General features: G+C 73.9%; 17 protein-coding genes. 11 read left to right on the top strand and 6 right to left on the bottom strand.

The window, feature by feature from the left end:
- Positions 1–39 precede the first annotated feature (39 nt).
- The 4 genes from B446_RS17195 to B446_RS17180 all read left to right on the top strand — a co-directional run bounded on the left by B446_RS17195 (position 40) and on the right by B446_RS17180 (position 4,258).
- Positions 40–1,608, top strand: a complete 1,569-nt coding sequence (locus tag B446_RS17195; RefSeq protein WP_020940723.1) for a 4-coumarate--CoA ligase family protein — start codon at positions 40–42, stop codon at positions 1,606–1,608.
- On the top strand, positions 1,605–2,342 hold the full coding sequence (locus B446_RS17190; protein ID WP_020940722.1) for an enoyl-CoA hydratase family protein: 738 nt from the start codon (positions 1,605–1,607) through the stop codon (positions 2,340–2,342). The genes B446_RS17195 and B446_RS17190 overlap by 4 nt, the downstream gene beginning before the upstream one ends.
- Positions 2,330–2,935, top strand: a complete 606-nt coding sequence (locus B446_RS17185) for a TetR/AcrR family transcriptional regulator (RefSeq protein WP_043475833.1) — start codon at positions 2,330–2,332, stop codon at positions 2,933–2,935. The genes B446_RS17190 and B446_RS17185 overlap by 13 nt, the downstream gene beginning before the upstream one ends.
- A gap of 291 nt (positions 2,936–3,226) precedes the next feature.
- Positions 3,227–4,258, top strand: a complete 1,032-nt coding sequence (locus B446_RS17180) for an isopenicillin N synthase family dioxygenase (protein WP_020940720.1) — start codon at positions 3,227–3,229, stop codon at positions 4,256–4,258.
- A gap of 94 nt (positions 4,259–4,352) precedes the next feature.
- On the opposite strand, the gene B446_RS17175 is transcribed toward B446_RS17180, so the two are convergent.
- The gene (locus B446_RS17175) at positions 4,353–5,453 is read right to left on the bottom strand and encodes a citrate synthase 2 (RefSeq protein WP_020940719.1); all 1,101 of its coding nucleotides are present in this window, start codon (positions 5,451–5,453) and stop codon (positions 4,353–4,355) included.
- 166 nt (positions 5,454–5,619) lie between these two features.
- On the opposite strand from B446_RS17175, the gene pdxH reads away from it, so the two are divergent.
- From pdxH to B446_RS17160, 3 genes are all read left to right on the top strand, one after another.
- Complete coding sequence (pdxH, locus tag B446_RS17170) at positions 5,620–6,306, top strand: pyridoxamine 5'-phosphate oxidase (protein WP_020940718.1); 687 nt, start codon at positions 5,620–5,622, stop codon at positions 6,304–6,306.
- Positions 6,307–6,629: 323 nt separating this feature from the next.
- Positions 6,630–7,115, top strand: a complete 486-nt coding sequence (locus B446_RS17165) for a GNAT family N-acetyltransferase (protein WP_020940717.1) — start codon at positions 6,630–6,632, stop codon at positions 7,113–7,115.
- 87 nt (positions 7,116–7,202) lie between these two features.
- A complete protein-coding gene (locus B446_RS17160) occupies positions 7,203–8,648 on the top strand; it encodes a PAS domain-containing protein (protein ID WP_020940716.1) in 1,446 nt (481 codons plus the stop codon).
- Positions 8,649–8,673: 25 nt separating this feature from the next.
- Here B446_RS17160 and B446_RS17155 read toward each other — a convergent pair whose 3' ends face one another.
- Complete coding sequence (locus tag B446_RS17155; RefSeq protein ID WP_020940715.1) at positions 8,674–9,429, bottom strand: SIS domain-containing protein; 756 nt, start codon at positions 9,427–9,429, stop codon at positions 8,674–8,676.
- Positions 9,430–9,643: 214 nt separating this feature from the next.
- On the opposite strand from B446_RS17155, the gene B446_RS17150 reads away from it, so the two are divergent.
- Positions 9,644–10,336 (top strand): metal-dependent transcriptional regulator, encoded by a 693-nt coding sequence (locus B446_RS17150; RefSeq protein WP_020940714.1) that lies wholly within the window; start codon positions 9,644–9,646, stop codon positions 10,334–10,336.
- Positions 10,337–10,684: 348 nt separating this feature from the next.
- Complete coding sequence (locus tag B446_RS17145; protein WP_020940713.1) at positions 10,685–11,545, top strand: alpha/beta fold hydrolase; 861 nt, start codon at positions 10,685–10,687, stop codon at positions 11,543–11,545.
- A gap of 27 nt (positions 11,546–11,572) precedes the next feature.
- Here B446_RS17145 and B446_RS17140 read toward each other — a convergent pair whose 3' ends face one another.
- Genes B446_RS17140 through B446_RS17130 form a run of 3 tightly spaced genes read right to left on the bottom strand, consistent with a single transcriptional unit; the run spans position 11,573 to position 14,644 of the window.
- Positions 11,573–13,162, bottom strand: coding sequence for a hypothetical protein (locus tag B446_RS17140; protein WP_020940712.1), 1,590 nt, complete (start codon positions 13,160–13,162; stop codon positions 11,573–11,575).
- The gene (locus B446_RS17135) at positions 13,159–13,935 is read right to left on the bottom strand and encodes an ABC transporter ATP-binding protein (RefSeq protein ID WP_043475824.1); all 777 of its coding nucleotides are present in this window, start codon (positions 13,933–13,935) and stop codon (positions 13,159–13,161) included. Before B446_RS17135 ends, B446_RS17140 begins: the two co-directional genes overlap by 4 nt.
- Before the next feature lie 55 nt (positions 13,936–13,990).
- Positions 13,991–14,644: a bifunctional DNA primase/polymerase gene (locus B446_RS17130; protein WP_020940710.1), complete on the bottom strand. Its 654-nt coding sequence runs from the start codon at positions 14,642–14,644 to the stop codon at positions 13,991–13,993.
- A 276-nt stretch (positions 14,645–14,920) separates the two neighbouring features.
- Between B446_RS17130 and B446_RS17125 the strand changes: the two genes are divergently transcribed.
- Together B446_RS17125 and B446_RS17120 are read left to right on the top strand one after the other, a co-directional pair.
- The gene (locus tag B446_RS17125; protein WP_020940709.1) at positions 14,921–16,306 is read left to right on the top strand and encodes a hypothetical protein; all 1,386 of its coding nucleotides are present in this window, start codon (positions 14,921–14,923) and stop codon (positions 16,304–16,306) included.
- A gap of 201 nt (positions 16,307–16,507) precedes the next feature.
- Complete coding sequence (locus B446_RS17120) at positions 16,508–18,121, top strand: hypothetical protein (RefSeq protein WP_020940708.1); 1,614 nt, start codon at positions 16,508–16,510, stop codon at positions 18,119–18,121.
- Positions 18,122–18,152: 31 nt separating this feature from the next.
- On the opposite strand, the gene B446_RS17115 is transcribed toward B446_RS17120, so the two are convergent.
- Positions 18,153–19,481: an ABC transporter substrate-binding protein gene (locus B446_RS17115; protein WP_078614904.1), complete on the bottom strand. Its 1,329-nt coding sequence runs from the start codon at positions 19,479–19,481 to the stop codon at positions 18,153–18,155.
- Positions 19,482–19,491: the final 10 nt, after the last annotated feature.

Genomic DNA, 19,491 nt, shown 5'->3' with positions numbered 1-19,491 from the left:
TCCGTTCGGTTCAGGCCGCCGCAGCCGCTTGGAGGAACCGTGTTCCGCAGCGCGTACGCAGACGTCCCGCCCGTAGAACTCCCCATCCACGAAGCCGTCCTCGGCGGCGCCGCCGACCGCGGCGACCTGCCCGCCCTCATCGACGGCACGGACGGCACCACCCTCACGTACGCGCAGGTGGACCGGTTCCACCGGCGCCTGGCCGCCGCACTCGCCGAGGCGGGCGTCCGCAAGGGCGACGTCCTCGCCCTGCACAGCCCCAACACCATCGCCTTCCCCACCGCCTTCTACGCCGCCACCCGCGCGGGCGCCTCCGTCACCACCGTGCACCCGCTCGCCACCCCCGAGGAGTTCGCCAAGCAACTCGGCGACAGCGCCGCCCGCTGGATCGTCACCGTCTCCCCGCTGCTGCAGTCCGCCCGCCGGGCGGCCGAACTCGCGGGCGGCGTGAGGGAGATCTTCGTCTGCGACAGCGCGCCCGGGCACCGTTCGCTCCGCGACATGCTCGCCACCACCGCCCCCGAACCCGACCTCGCCTTCGACCCGGCCGAGGACGTCGCCGCACTGCCGTACTCCTCCGGCACCACCGGCGTCCCCAAGGGCGTCATGCTCACCCACCGGCAGATCGCCACCAACCTCGCCCAGCTCGAACCCGCCGTACCGGCCGGACCCGGCGACCGCATCCTCGCCGTCCTGCCCTTCTTCCACATCTACGGCCTGACCGCCCTGATGAACGCGCCCCTGCGCCACGGCGCCACCGTCGTCGTCCTGCCCCGCTTCGACCTCGACACCTTCCTCGCCGCCATCGAGAACCACCGCATCACCGGCCTGTACGTCGCACCCCCGATCGTGCTCGCCCTCGCCAAGCACCCGGCCGTCGCCCGCTACGACCTCTCCTCCCTGAAGCACGTCATCAGCGCCGCCGCCCCCCTCGACGCGGCCCTCGCCGCCGCCTGCTCCGAACGCCTCGGCCTGCCCCCCATCGGCCAGGCCTACGGCATGACCGAACTGTCACCCGGCACCCACGTCGTCCCCCTCGACGCCCTCCACCGGGCACCCCCCGGCACCGTCGGCCGGCTCATCGCCGGCACCGAGATGCGCGTCGTCTCCCTCGACGACCCGCACAAGGACCTCCCGGCCGGCGAACCCGGGGAGATCCTCATCCGCGGCCCCCAGGTGATGAAGGGCTACCTCGGCCGCCCCGACGCCACCGCCGACATGATCGACCCCGACGGCTGGCTGCACACCGGCGACGTCGGCCGCGTCGACGAGGACGGCTGGCTGTTCGTCGTCGACCGCGTCAAGGAACTCATCAAGTACAAGGGCTTCCAGGTCGCGCCCGCCGAACTCGAGGCCCTGCTGCTCACCCACCCCGGCATCGCCGACGCGGCCGTCATAGGCGCCCACGACGACGACGGCAACGAGATCCCGCACGCCTTCGTCGTCCGCCAGCCCACCGCCGACGGCCTCACCGGCGACGACGTCACCGCCTACGTCGCCGAACGCGTCGCCCCCTACAAACGCGTCCGCGCCGTCACCTTCATCGAGGACGTGCCCCGCGCCGCCTCCGGAAAGATCCTGCGACGCCAGCTCAGGGAGCGCACATGACCGCACTCGTCGGCCGCACCCGCGCGCGCGGGGTCGAGACCCTCAGCCTCGACTCCACCGCCACCCGCAACGCCCTGTCCGCCGCGCTCGTCACCGAACTCGACGGCGCCCTGACCGACTGCGGCAAGGACCCCGACGTCCGCGCCGTCGTGCTCACCCACACCGGCACCACCTTCTGCGCCGGGGCCGACCTGCGCGACCCGCCCGACCCCGACGCCCTCGTCGGGCTGCTGCGCCGGATCGTCGAACTGCCCACGCCCGTCCTCGCCCGGATCACCGGACACGTCCGCGCCGGCGGCTTCGGCCTGCTCGCCGCCTGCGACATGGCCGCCGCGGGCCCCGAGGCCACCTTCGCCTTCACCGAGGTCCGCATCGGCGTCGCCCCCGCGGTCATCTCCCTGCCGGTCCTGCCGCGCACCGACCCGCGCGCCCTCGCCCGCTACTACCTCACCGGTGAACGCTTCACCCCCGCCGACGCCGTACGCCTGGGCCTGCTCACCGTCACCGCCGACGACGTCGACGACGCCCTCGCCCCCCTCCTCGACGGCCTGCGCCGCTCCGCCCCGCAGGCCCTGGCCGAGACGAAACGGCTGCTCACGGCTAGGGTGCTGGAGACGTTCGACCGGGACGCGGCGGAACTGACCGCGCTCTCGGCCCGGCTGTTCGCCTCCGCCCAGGCCCGGGAGGGGATGACGGCCTTCCTGGAAAGACGGGATGCGGCATGGGTGGTGTGAGTACGGCGGACCGCGACCGCGTACCCAAGCAGGACCGCAGCCGCGCCACCCGGCAGCGGCTGCTGGAAGCCGCCGTCGCCTGCCTCGCCGAACACGGCTGGGCAGGCTCCACGGTCACCGTCGTCGCCGAGCGCGCCGGCGTCTCCCGCGGCGCCGCCCAGCACCACTTCCCCACCCGCGAGGACCTGTTCACCGCCGCCGTCGAGTACGTCGCCGAAGAACGCTCCAACGCCCTCAGGGAACTCTTCCCCGAGGGCGCCGCCGACCGCCGGGCCGTCGTCACCGCCGTCGTCGACCTCTACACCGGCCCGCTCTTCCGCGCCGCCCTCCACCTGTGGGTCGCCGCTTCCAACGAGGAACAACTGCGCTCCCGCGTCACCGAACTGGAAGCCCGCGTCGGCCGCGAGACCCACCGCATCGCCATCGACCTGCTGCACGCCGACGAGACCCGCCCCGGCGTCCGCGAGACCGTCCAGGGCTTCCTCGACATGGCCCGCGGCCTCGGCCTCGCCAACCTCCTCACCGACGACACCGCCCGCCGCCGACGCGTCGTCGCCCAGTGGTCCGACCTGCTGGAACGAGCCCTGCGCTGAGCCGCTGTCAGCGGCGGCCCCGTGTCGAGCCCTGAGCCAGTGAGCCAGGCCACATCCGGATCCGGCCCGGGGCAGTATCCTTGCTCCATGCTTCCGATGCTCGTCCGACGCCGCCACGTGGACTACGTGCGCGTCACGAGCATGGGCTGTCGGCCTTCTGCCTGATTCAGCCCCTTTCTCCTCTCGCCTTTCCCGCCTGTCGCGCTCGCACAGGCATCCCGGGCACCGCCCCACCCTCCGGCGGCCCGCCCGCGGCCCACCCACATCTCCACCCACCCTGTGGACGCACCCATGACGACGCACACCGCGACGACCCCGTCGTACGCCCAGCTCCCCATCATCGACCTGTCCGCAGCCGACCGGGGTCCCCAGGCCCGCGCCCTGCTCCACGCCCAGCTGCACAGCGCCGCCCACGACGTGGGCTTCTTCCAGCTCGTCGGGCACGGCGTCACCCAGGCCGAGACCGACGCGCTCCTCACCGCCATGCGCGCCTTCTTCGACCTCCCCGAGGCCGACCGGCTCGCCCTCGACAACGTCAACTCCCCGCATTTCCGGGGCTACACCCGCATCGGCGACGAACGCACCCAGGGCGCCCGCGACTGGCGCGACCAGCTCGACATCGGCGCCGAACGCCCCGCGCACGCCCCCCGCCCCGGCGAACCCCCCTACTGGTGGCTCGAAGGCCCCAACCAGTGGCCCGCCGCTCTCCCCGAACTGCGCACCGCCGCCCTGCACTGGATCGACCGGCTCAGCGCCGTCGCCCAGCGCCTCCTGCGCGAACTCCTCACCGCCATCGGCGCCCCCGCCGACTTCTACGACCCGATCTTCGGCGAGCACGCCCACCCGCACCTCAAGCTCGTCCGCTACCCCGGCAGCGCCGGCGACGGCACCGACCAGGGCGTCGGCGCCCACAAGGACTACGGCTTCCTCACCCTGCTCCTGCAGGACACCGTCGGCGGCCTCCAGGTCCAGCGCGACGACCACCACTTCCACGACGTCCCGCCGCTCGACGGCGCCTTCGTCGTCAACCTCGGCGAACTCCTCGAAGTCGCCACCAACGGCTACCTGGTCGCCACCAACCACCGCGTCGTCAGCCCGCCCGGAGCGACCGAGCGCTTCTCCGTCCCCTTCTTCTACAACCCCCGTCTGGACGCACGGGTCGAACCCCTGCCCTTCCCGCACGCCGCCACCGCGCCGGGCATCACCAGCGACCCGTCCAACCCGCTCCACGCCGAGTACGGCTACAACGAGCTCAAGGGAAAGCTCCGGGCACACCCGCTGGTCGCCGAACGGCACCACCGCGACGCACTGATCCCGGCCTGAACCACCCGAAGCCCCTCGACCGGACCGGGCGGAGCCACGCCCCGGCGCGCCTCCGCCCGGTCCCGTCGCGGCTCCGCCCGGCCGTGTCCGCTCCCTAGCGGGCGATGTCCGCGTACCCCGTGATCTCCTCCGGCCGCCGCGCACCCGGCCCCACGTACCGCGCCGAGGGCCGCACCAGCCGGCCCGTGCGCTTCTGCTCCAGGATGTGCGCCGACCACCCCGCCGTACGGGCACACGTGAACATCGACGTGAACATGTGCGCCGGCACCTCGGCGAAGTCCAGCATGATCGCCGCCCAGAACTCCACGTTCGTGGCCAGCACCCGGTCCGGCCGCCGGTTGTGCAGCTCCTCCAGCGCCGCCTTCTCCAGCGCCTCCGCGATCTCGAACCGCGGCGCGCCCAGCTCACGGGCGGTACGGCGCAGCACCCGCGCCCGGGGGTCCTCCGCCCGGTACACCCGGTGCCCGAACCCCATCAGCCGCTCACCGCGGTCCAGCGCCCGCTTGACGTACCCCACCGCGTCACCGGTCCGCTCGATCTCCTCGATCATCCCGAGGACCCGCGACGGCGCACCGCCGTGCAGCGGCCCGGACATCGCGCCCACCGCGCCCGACAGCGCGGCCGCGACGTCCGCGCCCGTGGAGGCGATCACCCGCGCCGTGAACGTCGACGCGTTCATGCCGTGCTCGGCGGCCGACGTCCAGTACGCGTCGACGGCCGCCACGTGCTTCGGGTCCGGCTCGCCGCGCCAGCGGATCATGAACCGCTCGACCACCGAACCCGCCTTGTCGATCTCCCGCTGCGGCACCATGGGCAGCCCCTGCCCGCGCGCCGACTGGGCGACGTACGACAGCGCCATGACGGCGGCACGCGCGAGATCGTCACGGGCCCGCGCCTCGTCGATGTCGAGCAGCGGCTTCAGCCCCCACACCGGGGCCAGCATGGCGAGCGCGGACTGGACGTCCACCCGGATGTCACCGGAGTGGACCGGGATCGGGAACGGCTCGGCGGCCGGCAGGCCCGGATTGAAGGCGCCGTCGACCAGCAGCCCCCACACGTTCCCGAACGAGACGTGCCCGACGAGGTCCTCGATGTCGACCCCGCGGTAGCGCAACGCGCCACCCTCCTTGTCGGGTTCGGCGATCTCCGTCTCGAACGCGACGACTCCCTCGAGCCCGGGTACGAAGTCGGACATCAGGCGGCTCCTAGTGAAGGTTCGGCGGCGGTCACCCCGGTGATGCCCCGATCGGCCGGTGGTCACCCAAACCGCTGCGGAACCAGCACGATAACCCCGAGTGCCAGCTTTGGGCAGCCCACGCGACACTGAGTGCCACGCGCGTTCGATGCGGCAGGATGACCGCGTGACCGACCGCGACCCCAGCCTCGACCCCCTCGTGGACCCCGCCGCCATGCGCAAGCAGTACCGGGCCGCGGGACTGGACGAGAAGGACCTCCCCGCGCACCCCATGGACCTGTTCGCCGGCTGGTTCGAGGACGCCGCGCGGGCGGCCCTGCACGGCACGCTGTACGAACCCAACGCGATGGTCGTCTCCACGGCCGACGCCCACGGCCGCCCCAGCTCCCGCACGGTCCTGATGAAGCAGTACGACACCGACGGCTTCGTCTTCTACACCAACTACGACTCGCGCAAGGGCCGCGAGCTGGCCGAGAACCCGTACGTCTCGCTGCTCTTCCCCTGGCACCCCATCGCCCGCCAGGTCATCGTCACCGGCGTCGCCCGGCGTACCTCCCGCGAGGAGACCGCCGCCTACTTCCGCACCCGCCCGCACGGCTCCCGGCTCGGCGCCTGGGCCAGCGCCCAGTCCTCGGTGATCGCCTCCCGCGACGACCTGGACGCGGCCTACGCCGAACTCGGCGCCCGCCACCCCGAGGGCGAGGAGATCCCGGTCCCGCCCCACTGGGGCGGCTTCCGCGTCGCCCCGGAGACCGTCGAGTTCTGGCAGGGCCGCGAGAACCGCCTGCACGACCGCCTGCGCTACGTCACCCGCCCGGACGGAACCTGGCGCACGGAACGCCTCAGCCCCTGAAACCGCTCCGGAAACGCAGACGACCCGCGAGCTCGGTCCCTCCGCCTGCTCGGCGAAGGAGCCGGCCGGACGTACCGGCGAGCTCGCGGGTCGGGTGACTGCTGGGATTGGGCCGGCTGCACGCGTCTGTCACGTGCCGGTCCGGCACCGCACTGAATGTGGTGGCGAGCCGCTAGCCCGCAGTCACCTCACGCGTCCGGTTCTCATACATCTGCCGAACCACCTCCCTTCTCGTGTATGCACACCATAGGAAGCGGCGCGGCCGGGGCTCAACTGTTTTTTTCGCATGACGATCCGCACTCCCTCCTCCTACGGTTCCGTCCATGACCGATCTTCGAATCGAGCCCGTCGCCGGGGACCGCATGCTGGAGCAGTGGCGGTATGTGCACAACGTGGTCGTGCCGCCTGCCGCCATGTCGGTGGAGGACGCCCGGGAGCGGGTGGGGCGGTACCGGCTGGAGAACGCCTATCTCGGGGACGAGCTGGTCGGCTGCTCGACGGTGCGGCCGCCGGCGGGGGAGGGGCGGGTGGCGACCGTCATCGCGCGGGTGCTGCCCGGGTTCCGGGGGCGCGGCTTCGGTGCCGCGCTGTACGGGAACGGGCTCGCCCACGCGCGGGCGCTGGGGGCGGCGGCGGTCGAGACGTGCGTGCTGGCGGTGAACGAGGACGGGCTGCGGTTCGCCGGGCGGCTGGGGTTCGTGGAGGTCGACCGGTATGTGCTGGACGGGAAGAGCGACGAATGGGTCGATCTGCGCCTGGACCGGGTTCCGGGGCCGGACATGGATTCCCGCAAGATTGCGGGAACATGATGTGGGCTGCGTCACGTTCCAGTTGAATGAAGACCAGTGAGCGAATCGAGCGCCGTACGTGCGCGGACGCAGCCTCAGGGGGTCCAGGTGAGTGCTTCGCGGCGGAGTGGGACCACCGACGAGCTGGGGCCGGACGAGCCCGAGCGGGACGGTCCGCACGGTGCTGCCGGTGCGGACGGTCCGGCGGAGGACCCCGGCGGCTCCGATCTGCTCGCCGCGCTGCTGGACGGCATGGACGCGGCCCTGTGCGCCTTCGACGCGGACGGGACGGTGACGCACTGGAACCGCGAGGCCGAGCGCATCCTGGGCTGGACGGCGGCCGAGGCGGTGGGCCGGCACGGGTTCGCGGGGTGGGCGGTGCGCAGCGCCGACGCCGAGGAGGTGCAGGGCCGGCTGATGTCCGCGATGCGGGCGCCGGGCCGGCAGGTGCACGAGTTCGCGCTGGTCACGAAGGACGGCGGCCGTGTCCTGGTGCGGACCCAGTCCGCCGCGGTGCGGGGGCCCGACGGGGAGCCTGCGGGGGTGTACTGCGCGTTCAGCGAGGTGCACGCGCAGATCGACCTGGAGCGGTCCATCGCGCTCAGCGAGGCGTTGTTCGAGGACGCGTCCTGGGGTGTGGTCCTGGTGGACGCCGATCTGCGGCCCGCGGTGGTGAACGGGCACGCGGCGCGGGCGCTGGGCATCGGGCGCACGTCGGCGCTCGGGCGGCCGCTCGGTGAGCTGCTGACGCAGGGCGTGGAGGAGCTGGAGAGCGCGCTGACGCACGTGCTGTCGGAGGGCGCGCCGCCGGCGCCCGCCGAGATGTGGGTGAGTGTGCGGACGTCCGAGGGCGAGGCGCGGCGCTGCTGGCGCAGCGGTTTCGTGCGGCTGGCCTCGCCGCTGGCGGAGGAGCCGGTGCCGCTCGGGGTGGGCTGGCTGTTCCAGGACGTCACGGAGGCCAAGCAGGGCGAGCAGGAGGCGGCGCTGCTGCGGTTCCGCAGCAACCAGTCGCACCGCGCGGCGCGCGCGGCGGCCGAGTGCGAGGACCCGGCGGAGGCGGCCGTGGTCCATCTCGACTTCGCCCTGGCCGGTTTCGCCGACCACGCGCTGCTGGACCGGCTGGCGGGTCCCGCGCGCGGGGAGGGCGACGACGCGGTTCCGGTGCGGCTGGTGCGGCTCGCGGCGACGCCCGCGGGTGCTCCGGGGCCGAGTCTGCTCACGGGCGCGGCGGGGCTGCCGGTGCGCTACGAGGCGGGGCACCCGGCGCTGAGCTGCGTCGAGCGGGCGGGCTCGGTGCGCGCGGACGCGGGGTCGGTGTCGGCCGAGCGGGCGCGTGAGTGGGCGCTGGCGCGGCAGTGGCCGGGCGACGTGGTGCACGCCTTGTGCGCGGTGCTGCGCAGCCGGGGCCGGACGCTGGGTGTGGTGACCTTCCTGCGGGGTGCCGGGCGCAGCCGTTTCGAGCGGTCGGACGCGGCGTACGCGGAGGACGTGGCGCTGCGGATCGGGGCGGCGCTGGATCTGGCGGAGGCGGTGCGGGAGAAGCCGGGGGACTGATGCGCCCCGGCCGCCGCAACAGGCCCTAGTGCCGGTAGAAGATGCGGTCGCCGTACTCGGTCATGACGCGGCCGTTCCAGTCGTGGCCGCCGTCGACGTTGCCGGAGCGCAGCAGCGGGGGTTCGATGCCGCGGTCGGCGAGGGCGGCCGCGGCGGTGGCCATCACGGCCTGCATGAGGGCGCTGGTGACCACGGTGGAGGCGGGGGCGAAGGGCGCCGGGATGGTGTCGAGGGTGAGTTCCGCGTCGCCGACGGCGATCTTGGAGTCCAGGACGATGTCGCAGTGGTCCCGCAGGAAGGTGCCGGAGCTGTGCCGGGAGCTGGTTTCGGTGGCGTAGGCGACGGAGGTGACGCCGACGACCTTGACGCCGAGGGCGCGGGCGCCCAGGGCCATCTCCACGGGGAGGGCGTTGCGCCCGGAGAGGGAGATGATCACGAGGGTGTCGCCGGCGCGCAGGGGTGAGGTGTCGAGGACGGCGCTCGCGAGTCCGTCGACGCGTTCGAGGGCGGAGCCGAGGGTGGCGGGCGTGACGTCGACGCCGACGACCCCGGGGACGGTGAGCAGGTTCATCAGGGCGAGTCCGCCGGCGCGGTAGACGACGTCCTGGGCGGCGAGCGAGGAGTGCCCGGCGCCGAAGGCGAACAGCCGGCCGCCGGCCGCGACGGTGTCGGCGAGCAGGGTGCCGGCCGCGGTGATCGCCTCGGCCTCCTCCTCGCGGACCCGTTGCAGCAGGCCGATGGCGGCGTCGAAGAACAGGTCGGCAGGCGTGCCGTCGCTCATGCGGTGCCCCTTCGCAGCGTCTGTGTCGCGGATCACCCTGCGGTCTGGACCAATGCGGTGTCAATACGGCCGCTACGGTGCGCGTCGGGCCGGGCGTCCCGCGCCGTGACCCCCGTTTTCCCGGTACCGCCCGCTTGTCAGTGGGGTACGGCAGAATTGATGGCAGGGCCAGCGCACGCGCCGGGCTTCCGGCAGAGGTAATCGAGGGGCACGTATGTCCGGACTGATCGACACCACGGAGATGTATCTCCGCACCATCCTCGAGCTCGAAGAGGAAGGCGTCGTCCCCATGCGCGCCCGCATCGCGGAGCGGCTCGACCAGAGCGGGCCGACGGTGAGTCAGACGGTGGCGCGCATGGAGCGCGACGGCCTGGTCTCCGTGGCCAGCGACCGCCATCTGGAGCTGACCGACGAGGGCCGCCGGCTGGCCACGCGGGTGATGCGCAAGCACCGTCTCGCGGAGTGTCTGCTGGTGGACGTGATCGGCCTGGAGTGGGAGCAGGTGCACGCGGAGGCGTGCCGCTGGGAGCACGTGATGAGCGAGGCGGTGGAGCGCCGGGTGCTGGAGCTGCTGCGGCATCCGACCGAGTCGCCGTACGGCAACCCGATCCCGGGTCTGGAGGAGCTGGGCGAGAAGGACGGGGCCGATCCGTTCCTGGACGAGGGCATGGTGTCGCTGGCCGACCTGGACGCGGGCACGGACGGCAAGACGGTCGTGGTCCGTCGTATCGGTGAGCCGATCCAGACGGACGCGCAGCTGATGTACACGCTGCGGCGCGCGGGTGTGCAGCCCGGCTCGGTGGTGAGTGTGACGGAGTCGGCCGGCGGGGTGCTGGTGGGCAGTGGCGGTGAGGCGGCCGAGCTGGAGGCCGACGTCGCCTCGCACGTGTTCGTCGCCAAGCGCTGAACGGAGAGGGCCCCGGCGCTTTCGCGCCGGGGCCTGTCCTCCCCTGTGCTGACCCGGAGCCCCGAGCTCTCAGGGTCATCCCCTCGGACCGCTTTTCCCCGAGTGGTCCGCCTCCCGCCTGAAAGATCCCCTCGGCGGCGGCGATCATTCCTTGAGGGGTGTCACTCGAAGGAGGGGTGTTGTCCGCAGAGGCAGTATTTTCGAATGCGCATTCGATAGTCTGCGTCGGCGGCGCGACCGCGGGCCGGCCGCGGCACCACGGCGCTCCGGCGGCAGTGCGACGGCATTTCGACACGGGAACGGCAGTACACCGGTACGAGGCAGGCGGAGCTGGGGGGTACCAGGCCGATGGCACGGCGTATCGACGTGGCGGGAGCGGACGGGGTGCGCCTGGCCGCCTGGGAGTTCGCGGACCCGCCCAAGGCGGAGGCTGAGCCCGGCACTCCGGGCGTGCTGTTACTCCACGGCCTGATGGGCCGTGCCTCGCACTGGGCGCCCACCGCCCGCTGGCTCGCCGAGCGGCACCGGGCCGTCGCGCTCGACCAGCGCGGCCACGGGCAGAGCGACAAACCGCCGAGGGCCGCCTACACGCGCGAGGCGTACGTCGAGGACGCCGAGGCGGCCCTGGAACAGCTCGGTCTCGCCCCCGCGGTCCTCATCGGCCACGCCATGGGAGCGCTCACCGCCTGGCAGCTCGCCGCGAAACGCCCCGACCTGGTGTGCGGCCTGGTCATCTGCGACATGCGGGCCTCCGCGCTCGGCGCGACCTCCCAGCGCGAGTGGACCGAGTGGTTCCGGTCCTGGCCCGTCCCCTTCGCCACCCTCGCCGACGTCCGCAAGTGGTTCGGCGAGGACGATCCCTGGGTGGAGCGGCCGAGCCCCGCCCGCGGCGCCTTCTACGCCGAGGTCATGCAGGAGTCCGCCGACGGCTGGCGCCCCGTCTTCCTGCCGGAGCAGATGCTGCGCACCCGGGAGAGCTGGGTGTACGACGCGCACTGGGAGGAGCTGGCCCAGGTGCGGTGCCCCGCGCTGGTCGTGCGCGGCCTCGACGGCGAGCTGGGCCGGGCGGAGGCGCAGGAGATGGTGCGGGTGCTGCCCCGGGGCGAGTACGCCGAGGTCGCCGACGCCGGTCACCTCGTGCACTACGACCGGCCACCGGCCTGGCGCGCGGCGGTCGAGCCCTTCCTGGAACGCGTCCTGGTGGGCTGAGGGCGGACCCCGGGGTGGACCGGGGCGTCAGCCCTTGCTGACCGCCGTCAGGATCTCCGGCAGGCGGGCCGCCGCTCGTGGTGCCGCGAGCCGCAGGCCGAGGAACGTGGCCGTGGCGCCGTATGCCGCGCCGGACGGCAGCAGTACCCAGGTCCAGGCGTCCCCGCCCGCGCTCGCGTGCAGCGCGATGGTGAGGGCGACGACGGGCGAGCAGAGCAGGGCCGCCGCGACCATGCCGCCGAAGATGGAGATCCAGGCGAGACCGGCCTGGCCGGGGGCCACGTTCTTGTGGCCCTCCTGGGGGATGGAGTACGGGAAGCGGGCCGAGGTCCACGCCCCGGTGGCGAGCATCGCCCCGAGCAGCGCGAAGGACAGCCCCAGGACCTCCGGCAGCCGGGCCCAGTCGTCCAGCAGGGCCGTGGTCAGGACGGTCACGAGGGTGGCGTACGGCAGGGTGATCACCAGCAGGCCCAGCGCCCGGCCGCGCAGCTCCTCGTAGGCGTCCCGGGGCGTGGAGATCGTCAGTGCGACCATCCAGAAGGCGGAGGTGTCCTGGCCGAACTGGTTGTACATCTGGATGCCGAGCATGCCGGCGGCGAAGCACGCGAAGTAGACCGAGCCGGTGCCCTGCAGGGCGTTGAACACCGGCACGATCAGACCGATGGCCAGCGAGGTGACCCACGCGGCCTTGGTCTTGGGGTCGCGCCAGACGTAGCGCAGGGTGCGCTCCAGGACCGGACCGGTGCGCCCGCCCGGCAGCAGCCGCCGGGCCCCGCCGGTGGCGGCGCGGTCGGGGGTGCCGGCGTCGAGGGCCTGCACGGTGGAGCCGTCCGGCGAGGTCATCAGCCGGTCCAGACTCCGCGCCCAGAAGGCGATCAGCAGCGCGAGCCCGGCCACCGTCAGCCCGAGCTGTCCGGCCGCCGCCCCGTAGGCACCCCCGCTCACCGACCGCACCGCCGCCACCGCCGAGGCGGGCGGCACCCACGACAGGACGTCCGCGACCGGCCGCAGCTGCCCGGCCCCCGCGGAACCGAGGCGCTGCGCGGCGAAGTTGACGAGCTGGGCGCCGACCGCGATCACCAGCCCGCTGAGCACGGCGAGATCGCGGCCCTTGCGGCTGGTCAGCAACCGTACGTTGGCGGTGGCGACGGCCCGGGCGAGCGCCACGCAGGCCAGCAGGGCGAGGGCGGCGGCGACCACGGCGACGACGTATCCGGCCGTGCCGTGCGCCACCGACAGGACGCAGCCCGCCAGCACCAGCAGGGTGAACAGCGGCCCGATGCCGACCAGGGAGGCCGCCAGCAGGGCGCGGACCAGCGGGCGGGGCCGCAGCGGCAGCATCACCAGACGGGTGGGGTCCATGGTCTCGTCGCCGCCGGGGTGGAACAGCGGCAGCACCGCCCAGCCCAGGGCCAGCACGGCCGTGCCCGGTACGGCGACGGCGTCGGCGTGCGCGTGCCCGCGCAGCGCCAGCAGGCCCGCCAGTTGCAGCAGCGCGAACAGCACCGCGACCACCGCGGAGGCGACGAAGGCGGCCCGCCGGCCCGCGGACTGCCTGAGCCCGTTGCGCAGCAGCGACAGTTTCAGCCGTACGACGGTGGCGGTCAGGTGCGTCATCGGGCGGCCCCGCCGCCCAGCCAGTCGAGATCGGTCCCGGCGTCCCGGCCGCGCGCCCCCACCAGATCGAGGAAGGCGGCCTGGAGCGTGGGGTGTTCGCCGCGCACCTCGGCCAGGGTCCCGGTGGCGCGGATGCGGCCCGCCGCGAGGACGGCCACCCAGTCGCACAGCGACTCGACCAGCTCCATCACGTGGGAGGAGAAGACGACGGTGGCGCCGGAGGCGGTGTACCGCTCCAGCACCTGCCGGATCGTCTGCGCGGACACCGGGTCGACGCCCTCGAACGGCTCGTCCAGGAAGAGCACCTGAGGGTTGTGGAGGAGCGCGGCGGCGAGCCCGATCTTCTTGCGCATGCCGGTCGAGTAGTCGACGACCAGCTTGTGCTGGGCCCCGGCCAGGTCGAGCACGTCGAGCACCTGGGTGGCCCGCTTGTCGACCTCGGTGCCCGGCAGCCCCCGCAGCCGCCCGGCGTATCCGAGCAGTTCGCGTCCCGAGAGCCGCTCGAACAGCCGCAGGCCCTCGGGCAGTACGCCGATCCGCGCCTTGACGGCCACCGGGTCGCGCCAGACGTCGTGCCCGACGACCTCGACGGACCCCTGGTCGGGGCGGAGCAGCCCGGTGACCATGGAGAGGGTGGTGGTCTTGCCGGCCCCGTTCGGCCCGACGAGCCCGATGAACTTCCCGGCGGGCAGGTCGAGATCGATGCCGCCGACGGCGACCTGCTGCCCGAATCGCTTCCACAGTCCCCGCACACGCACCGCAGCCTCGGTCATGCACCGAACCCTACGGCGCCCGCCGGCGGCCGCGGGGGGCGGGGAACCGGGTGCGCTACCTGTCCCGGCCGCAGGCGTAGGCGAGCGGCGACACCAGTTCCTCGGCGTCCGGCAGCCACCGGTTGGCATGGGTCGGCCGGCGGGCCCACTGCACGGCGCCCCGGGACCCGAAGCGGGTCGGCGGAGCGGCCACGTAGCCGCCCTCCCCGAGCGGTGTCAGACGCAGCGAGGACGGCGTCCAGCCCAGGGTGCGCACCAGGTCGGGGACCTTCGCGGCGGCGCCCGGCAGCACGAGGAAGTGCATCCGGCGGTCGGGGGTGAGCGTCACCGGGCCGAGGGTCAGTTCCATCCGCTCCATGCGGGCCAGGGCCAGGAACCCGGCGCTCTCGGGGACGGACAGCGCGTCGAACGTGCGCCCCGTCGGCAGCAGGATCGACGCCGTCGGCTGCTTCTGCCACATCCGGCGGGCGACGGTCGCGCTGCCGGTCGCCTGCGTCGCCCAGTCGGGGCGCGCGGGGTGCGCACCCGGCGCGGGGCAGGAGGCGTCGCCGCACGAGCAGCACTGCAGCCCGTCGACGGCTTCCAGCCAGGTGCCCGGGAACACGTCCCAGTGGCGTTCCTCGACGTAGCGCACGGCGGTGTCCAGCAGCGATTCCCCGCGCTGCTGCGGAATCTGAGCGGCTTCGGTCCCCACGATCGTCTCTTCCACGTCCCACTCAACTCCCGCACTCACCCGGGGTTACGGCCGTGGCGCGCGCGGGGGAGGAGCACCGGTCCCTCGCCCGGGGCGCATGGGTGCATGTGCGGGGGCGCGCGGGAGGAACCGCGGCGTGGGGTGGGTAACCAGAGGTGGGGGTGGCATCTGCCTTTACCCCGGCAAACCGCACATGTCACGCATTGACGGTATGTCAGCTGGGCAGTGATCGTCAGGGCCGGGAACCTTCCGGCCGGAACGTCACGCTCCAGGGGTTCGCAGGGGGTAGCAATGGCCGCAAGGCCTCTCGTGGCGAGGCAGCCGAACGAACGGCTGCAGGCACTCATCCAGGAAGCGGGGTGCTCGAACGCCGGGCTGGCCCGGCGGGTCAACATGTGCGGCGCCGAGCACGGTCTCGACCTGCGCTACGACAAGACGTCCGTGGCCCGCTGGCTGCGCGGACAGCAGCCGCGGGGCCGGGCGCCGGCGATCATCGCCGAGGCGCTCGGGCGCAAGCTCGGCCGCACGGTCACGATCGACGAGATCGGCATGGCCAACGGCAAGAACCTCGCCTCGGGGGTCGGTCTCCAGTTCTCGCCGACGGTACTGGGGGCCATCGAGCAGGTCTGCGAGCTGTGGCGCAGCGACGTGGGGCGACGGGACTTCCTGTCCGGCTCGTCCGTCGCCGCCTCCGCGCTGGTCGAGCCCAGCCGCGACTGGCTGATCTCGGTGCCGGACACCCAGGTGGCCCGGCAGGCGGGCCCGCGTGTGGGCCAGTCCGACGTGGCCGCGGTGCGGGCCATGACCCAGGCGCTGGTGGACCTCGACCACCAGTACGGCAGCGGGCATGTGCGCCCGGTCCTGGTGCACTACCTCAACAGCGTCGTCTCCGGGCTGCTCGCGGGGTCCTACCGGGAGGCCGTCGGGCGCGAACTGTTCGCCACGGTCGCCCGGTTGACCGAGCTGGCCGGGTACATGGCGGTCGACACCGGTCAACCGGGCCTGGCCCAGCGGTACTACATCCAGTCCCTGCGCCTTGCGCAGGCCGCCGGGGACCGCGGCTACGGCGGGTACGTGCTCGCCGCCTCCATGAGCCACCTCGCCGCACAGCTCGGGAACCCGCGCGAGATCTCCCAGTTGGCGCGGGCGGCGCAGGAGGGGGCGCGCGGGCGGGTGACCCCGCGGGCGGAGGCGATGTTCCACGCGGCCGAGGCGCGTGGGCACGCCCTGCTCGGTGACGTCCGGTCGGCGCAGGCCGCCGCCGGGCGGGCGATCTCGGCGATGGAACAGGCGGACGCGGCCTCGGGGGACGATCCGGTGTGGATCGCCCACTTCGACGAGGCCTACCTCGCCGACGAGCTGGCGCACTGCCACCGCGACCTGGGGCAGCCGGAGGCGGCGGCGCGGTACGCCGGGCAGTCGCTCGCCGGACACCCCGAGACCCGGGCCAGGCGCCGGGCCATCGGATATGTGCTCCTCGCCACGGCCCAGGTGCAGCAGCGCGAGATCGAGCAGGCGTGCAGCACGGGCACGAAGGCGGTGGAGCTGCTGGAGACGCTGCGGTCCAACCGGGGCGCCGAGTACCTGGAGGACCTCCAGCAGCGGCTCGAACCCTTCCGGGACGAGGCGGTCGTCCGGGAGTTCGGGGCCCGGCTCGACCTGCAGCCCGCCGCCTGAACACTGTCCCCGCGGTCACGTGAACGCACGGCGAACGGCGCCCGGTCGCACGACGGGCACCTGGAACAGCGTGCCGCGGGGCAGTTCTGTTACCGCTGTCACAGGGAAGGAGATCGCGCCCGGAGCTGCGTGGCACGCGGCTCGGGGGACCCGGTAGCGTGAGCCGACGATTCCGAAGGTCCCCCATTCGTAGGAGTCCCGGTGACGCAGAGTGGACAGGGCGAGGAGCCCTCGGCGCGGCCCGCGCGCGAAGGCATCGTGCTGCCCTCGGACGGCGGCGAGCCCTTGCTGCCGGGCATGACCGGCCCCGCCGCCTCGGCGGCGCCGGCCGGTGGCCAGGCATGGGGTGACCCGTGGGGCCCCGGCCCCCAGCAGCAGCCGCAGCAGGAGTGGCCGCCGGCGGCCGCCCAGCAGTGGGGCGCCCCGGAGCAGCAGCCCACGGGCCCCGGCCCGCTGCCTCCGGAGGGAGCGCCGGCCCCGTCGTACGGCGGTCGGTCCTACGGTGCCGGCGACCAGGGCGGCGGCTACGGCGCGGGCGACCAGGGCGGCGGCTACGGCGCGGGCGGCGGGCAGCCGGCCCACGGCGAGCACGGACAGCCCGGCTACGGCGCCCACGACGCGTACCAGCAGCCCCAGCAGCAGTACCCGGCCCAGCCGTACCCGGGCGGCCCCGGTCCGCTGCCGGACGCGTACCCGGCGCAGGGCGCACCGCTGCCCCCGGCGGCCGACGGCGCGACCCAGTACATCCCGCCGGTCCCGGCGGCCCCCGCGGACGAGGGCGCCACCCAGTACCTGCCCCCGGTCCCGGCCGCCCCGGCGCCCGCCGACGAGGGCGCCACGCAGTACATCCCGCCCGTGGCCGCCGGCGGGATGCCGCCCGAGTCCCCCGGTGAGGAGACCCGGTACCTGGGGCGCGCCCAGCAGCAGCCCGCGCCGGGCGCGCACCCGGACGCGCAGGCGACCCAGTACATACCGCCCTACACCGGTCAGGCGCAGGGCGGGGACCGGCAGCCGCCCGCCGAGTTCGACAACCTCTTCCGCAGCGGACCCGGGGGCGGTGACGGCCCGGCCGGCGCCACCCAGCAGATGCCGCGCGTCCCGGCGGCGGACCCCTATCCGCACCCGGCGCAGCAGCAGTCGTACGCCCCGCCCGTGGACGAGGACGAGGAGCGGCGCGGCGGCCGTTCCGGCTCGCGGGTGCCGCTGATCGCCGCCGTGGGCGTGGCGATCGTCGTCCTCGGTGTCGGCGCCGGCGCGCTGCTCAGCGGCGGTGGCGGGGACAAGGGCGGCGACGACAAGACCGCCGCCGCGACCTCGCCGGCCGCCCAGGACTCCCCGTCGTCGGCCGCCGCCGACCCCGCCCGGGAGCAGGCGGTCGCCCTGGACAAGCTGCTCGCCGACAGCGGCAGCAGCCGCGCCTCGGTGATCCAGGCCGTGGCGAACGTCCGGCAGTGCGACAACCTCGGGCAGGCGGCCTCCGACCTGCGCGGCGCGGCCAAGCAGCGCGGCGACCTGGTCACCCGGCTCGGCAAGCTGTCCGTGGACAAGCTGCCGGGCAACGCCGAGCTGACCGCCGCGCTCAACCGGGCCTGGCAGGCGTCCGCGGCCGCCGACAACCACTACGCGGCCTGGGCCGACCAGGTCGGGAGCGGCCACAAGGGCTGCCACAAGGGGCACGCCCGGGTCACCGGCGAGACCCAGGCCGGCAACCGGGAGAGCGGCACCGCCAGCACGCAGAAGGCGAAGGCGGCGGGGCTGTGGAACGCCATCGCGCAGAAGTACGGCCTGACCCGGCGCCAGCCGACCCAGCTCTGAGGGTCCGGGCGGCGGGGCCGGGCCGCCCGGTTCAGTCGAGGTCGGCGCTCTCCAGCGTGGCCGTCATGTCGGTCCCGCCCTCCAGTCCCGTCTCCGCGGTCCGCCTCGCGGCGACCAGCCGGCCGTCCCGGACCACCTGGAGGGTCACGTCGGCGTTGACGAGCCGCGGCAGGCCGAGCCCGGCGAGCTTGCCCTCGTAGGGCCAGTGCAGGGCCGGGGTGAGGCCGCCGGTGGACACCTTCAGGTCGTCGTCGAGGGCGTGCCGCACGGTGTCGGCGCTCGCCTCGCCGCTGCCGATCCGCTCCAGGACGGCCTTCAGCACGAGGTAGGCGATCCAGGTGGTCTGGACGCCGGCGTCGGCGGGGTCGATGCGGTTGTCGCCGAACGCCTCCTCGCTGATCACCTTCTTCATCGGGTCCCAGCGCGAGTCGGACGCCGGCGGGTACCAGCTGGTGACGTACGCGCCCTCGTACGGGCCGCTCGACCCGCCGGTGGCGTCGATCAGGCTCTGGTCGACGCTGCCCAGCACGGTCGCCGTGCGCACGGCGGGGAAGCCGTCGCGGGCCCGCCGGAAGGAGTCCATGAAGGTGTCGGTGCGGTCGCCGAGCGCCGGGACCACGCAGCCCTTCCTGGCCGTGTCCCGGGTGGCGGAGCGCAGCGCCTGGTCGGCCTGGCCGTCGTACGCGGTGGCGTTCTCGGCGGCGAGCTGGTCCTCGGCCGCCGCGTGCCGGCCCGCCTTCAGGCCGGAGTCGAGCAGGGCGGGCAGCTGGTCGCCGGCGATGCTGTCGGGGCGGACCAGCGCGACCGGGCCGCAGGCGCCGGCCAGCGCCCGGCCCAGACCGGCCAGCAGGGCGGGCTGACCGCCGTTGACCGGGTAGGACATGGAGCCGGTGAACTCCTCGTTGGTGACCCCGTAGCCGCCGATGTAGGGGATGCCGGCGCTCTCCAGCGGGGCCAGGTAGGAGTCGCCGAACTGGCTGTAGGAGCCGACGACGGCGACCGCGCCCTCGGCCGCCGCGCGCCGGGCGCACTTCGCCGCGCCGACGCTGTCGTTGTGGTCGTTGCAGGTCAGGACCTCGAGTTTGCGGCCGTTGATGCCGCCGTGGGCGTTGATCCACTTGCCGTAGGCGCGGGCCATGGCGGGCATGCCGGGCTTGTTGGTGGCGTCGGTGTTCTGCGGTGCCCAGGTCATGACCTTGATCGGGTCACCCCCGGAGCCCCCCGTGGCACCGGGGATGACCCCGCATCCGGCGGTGAGCGCCGCACAGGCGGTCAGTGCGACCGCTCCGAGGGCCGTGGCTCTGACGGGCCGGGTGAAGGGAAGGGGGAAGGTGCTGCGGAAGCGTCGCCTGCCGGTCATGCACATGCAC

Source organism: Streptomyces collinus Tu 365, assembly GCF_000444875.1.
GTDB lineage: Bacteria > Actinomycetota > Actinomycetes > Streptomycetales > Streptomycetaceae > Streptomyces > Streptomyces collinus_A.
This window is presented reverse-complemented; position numbering and strand designations above follow the sequence as displayed.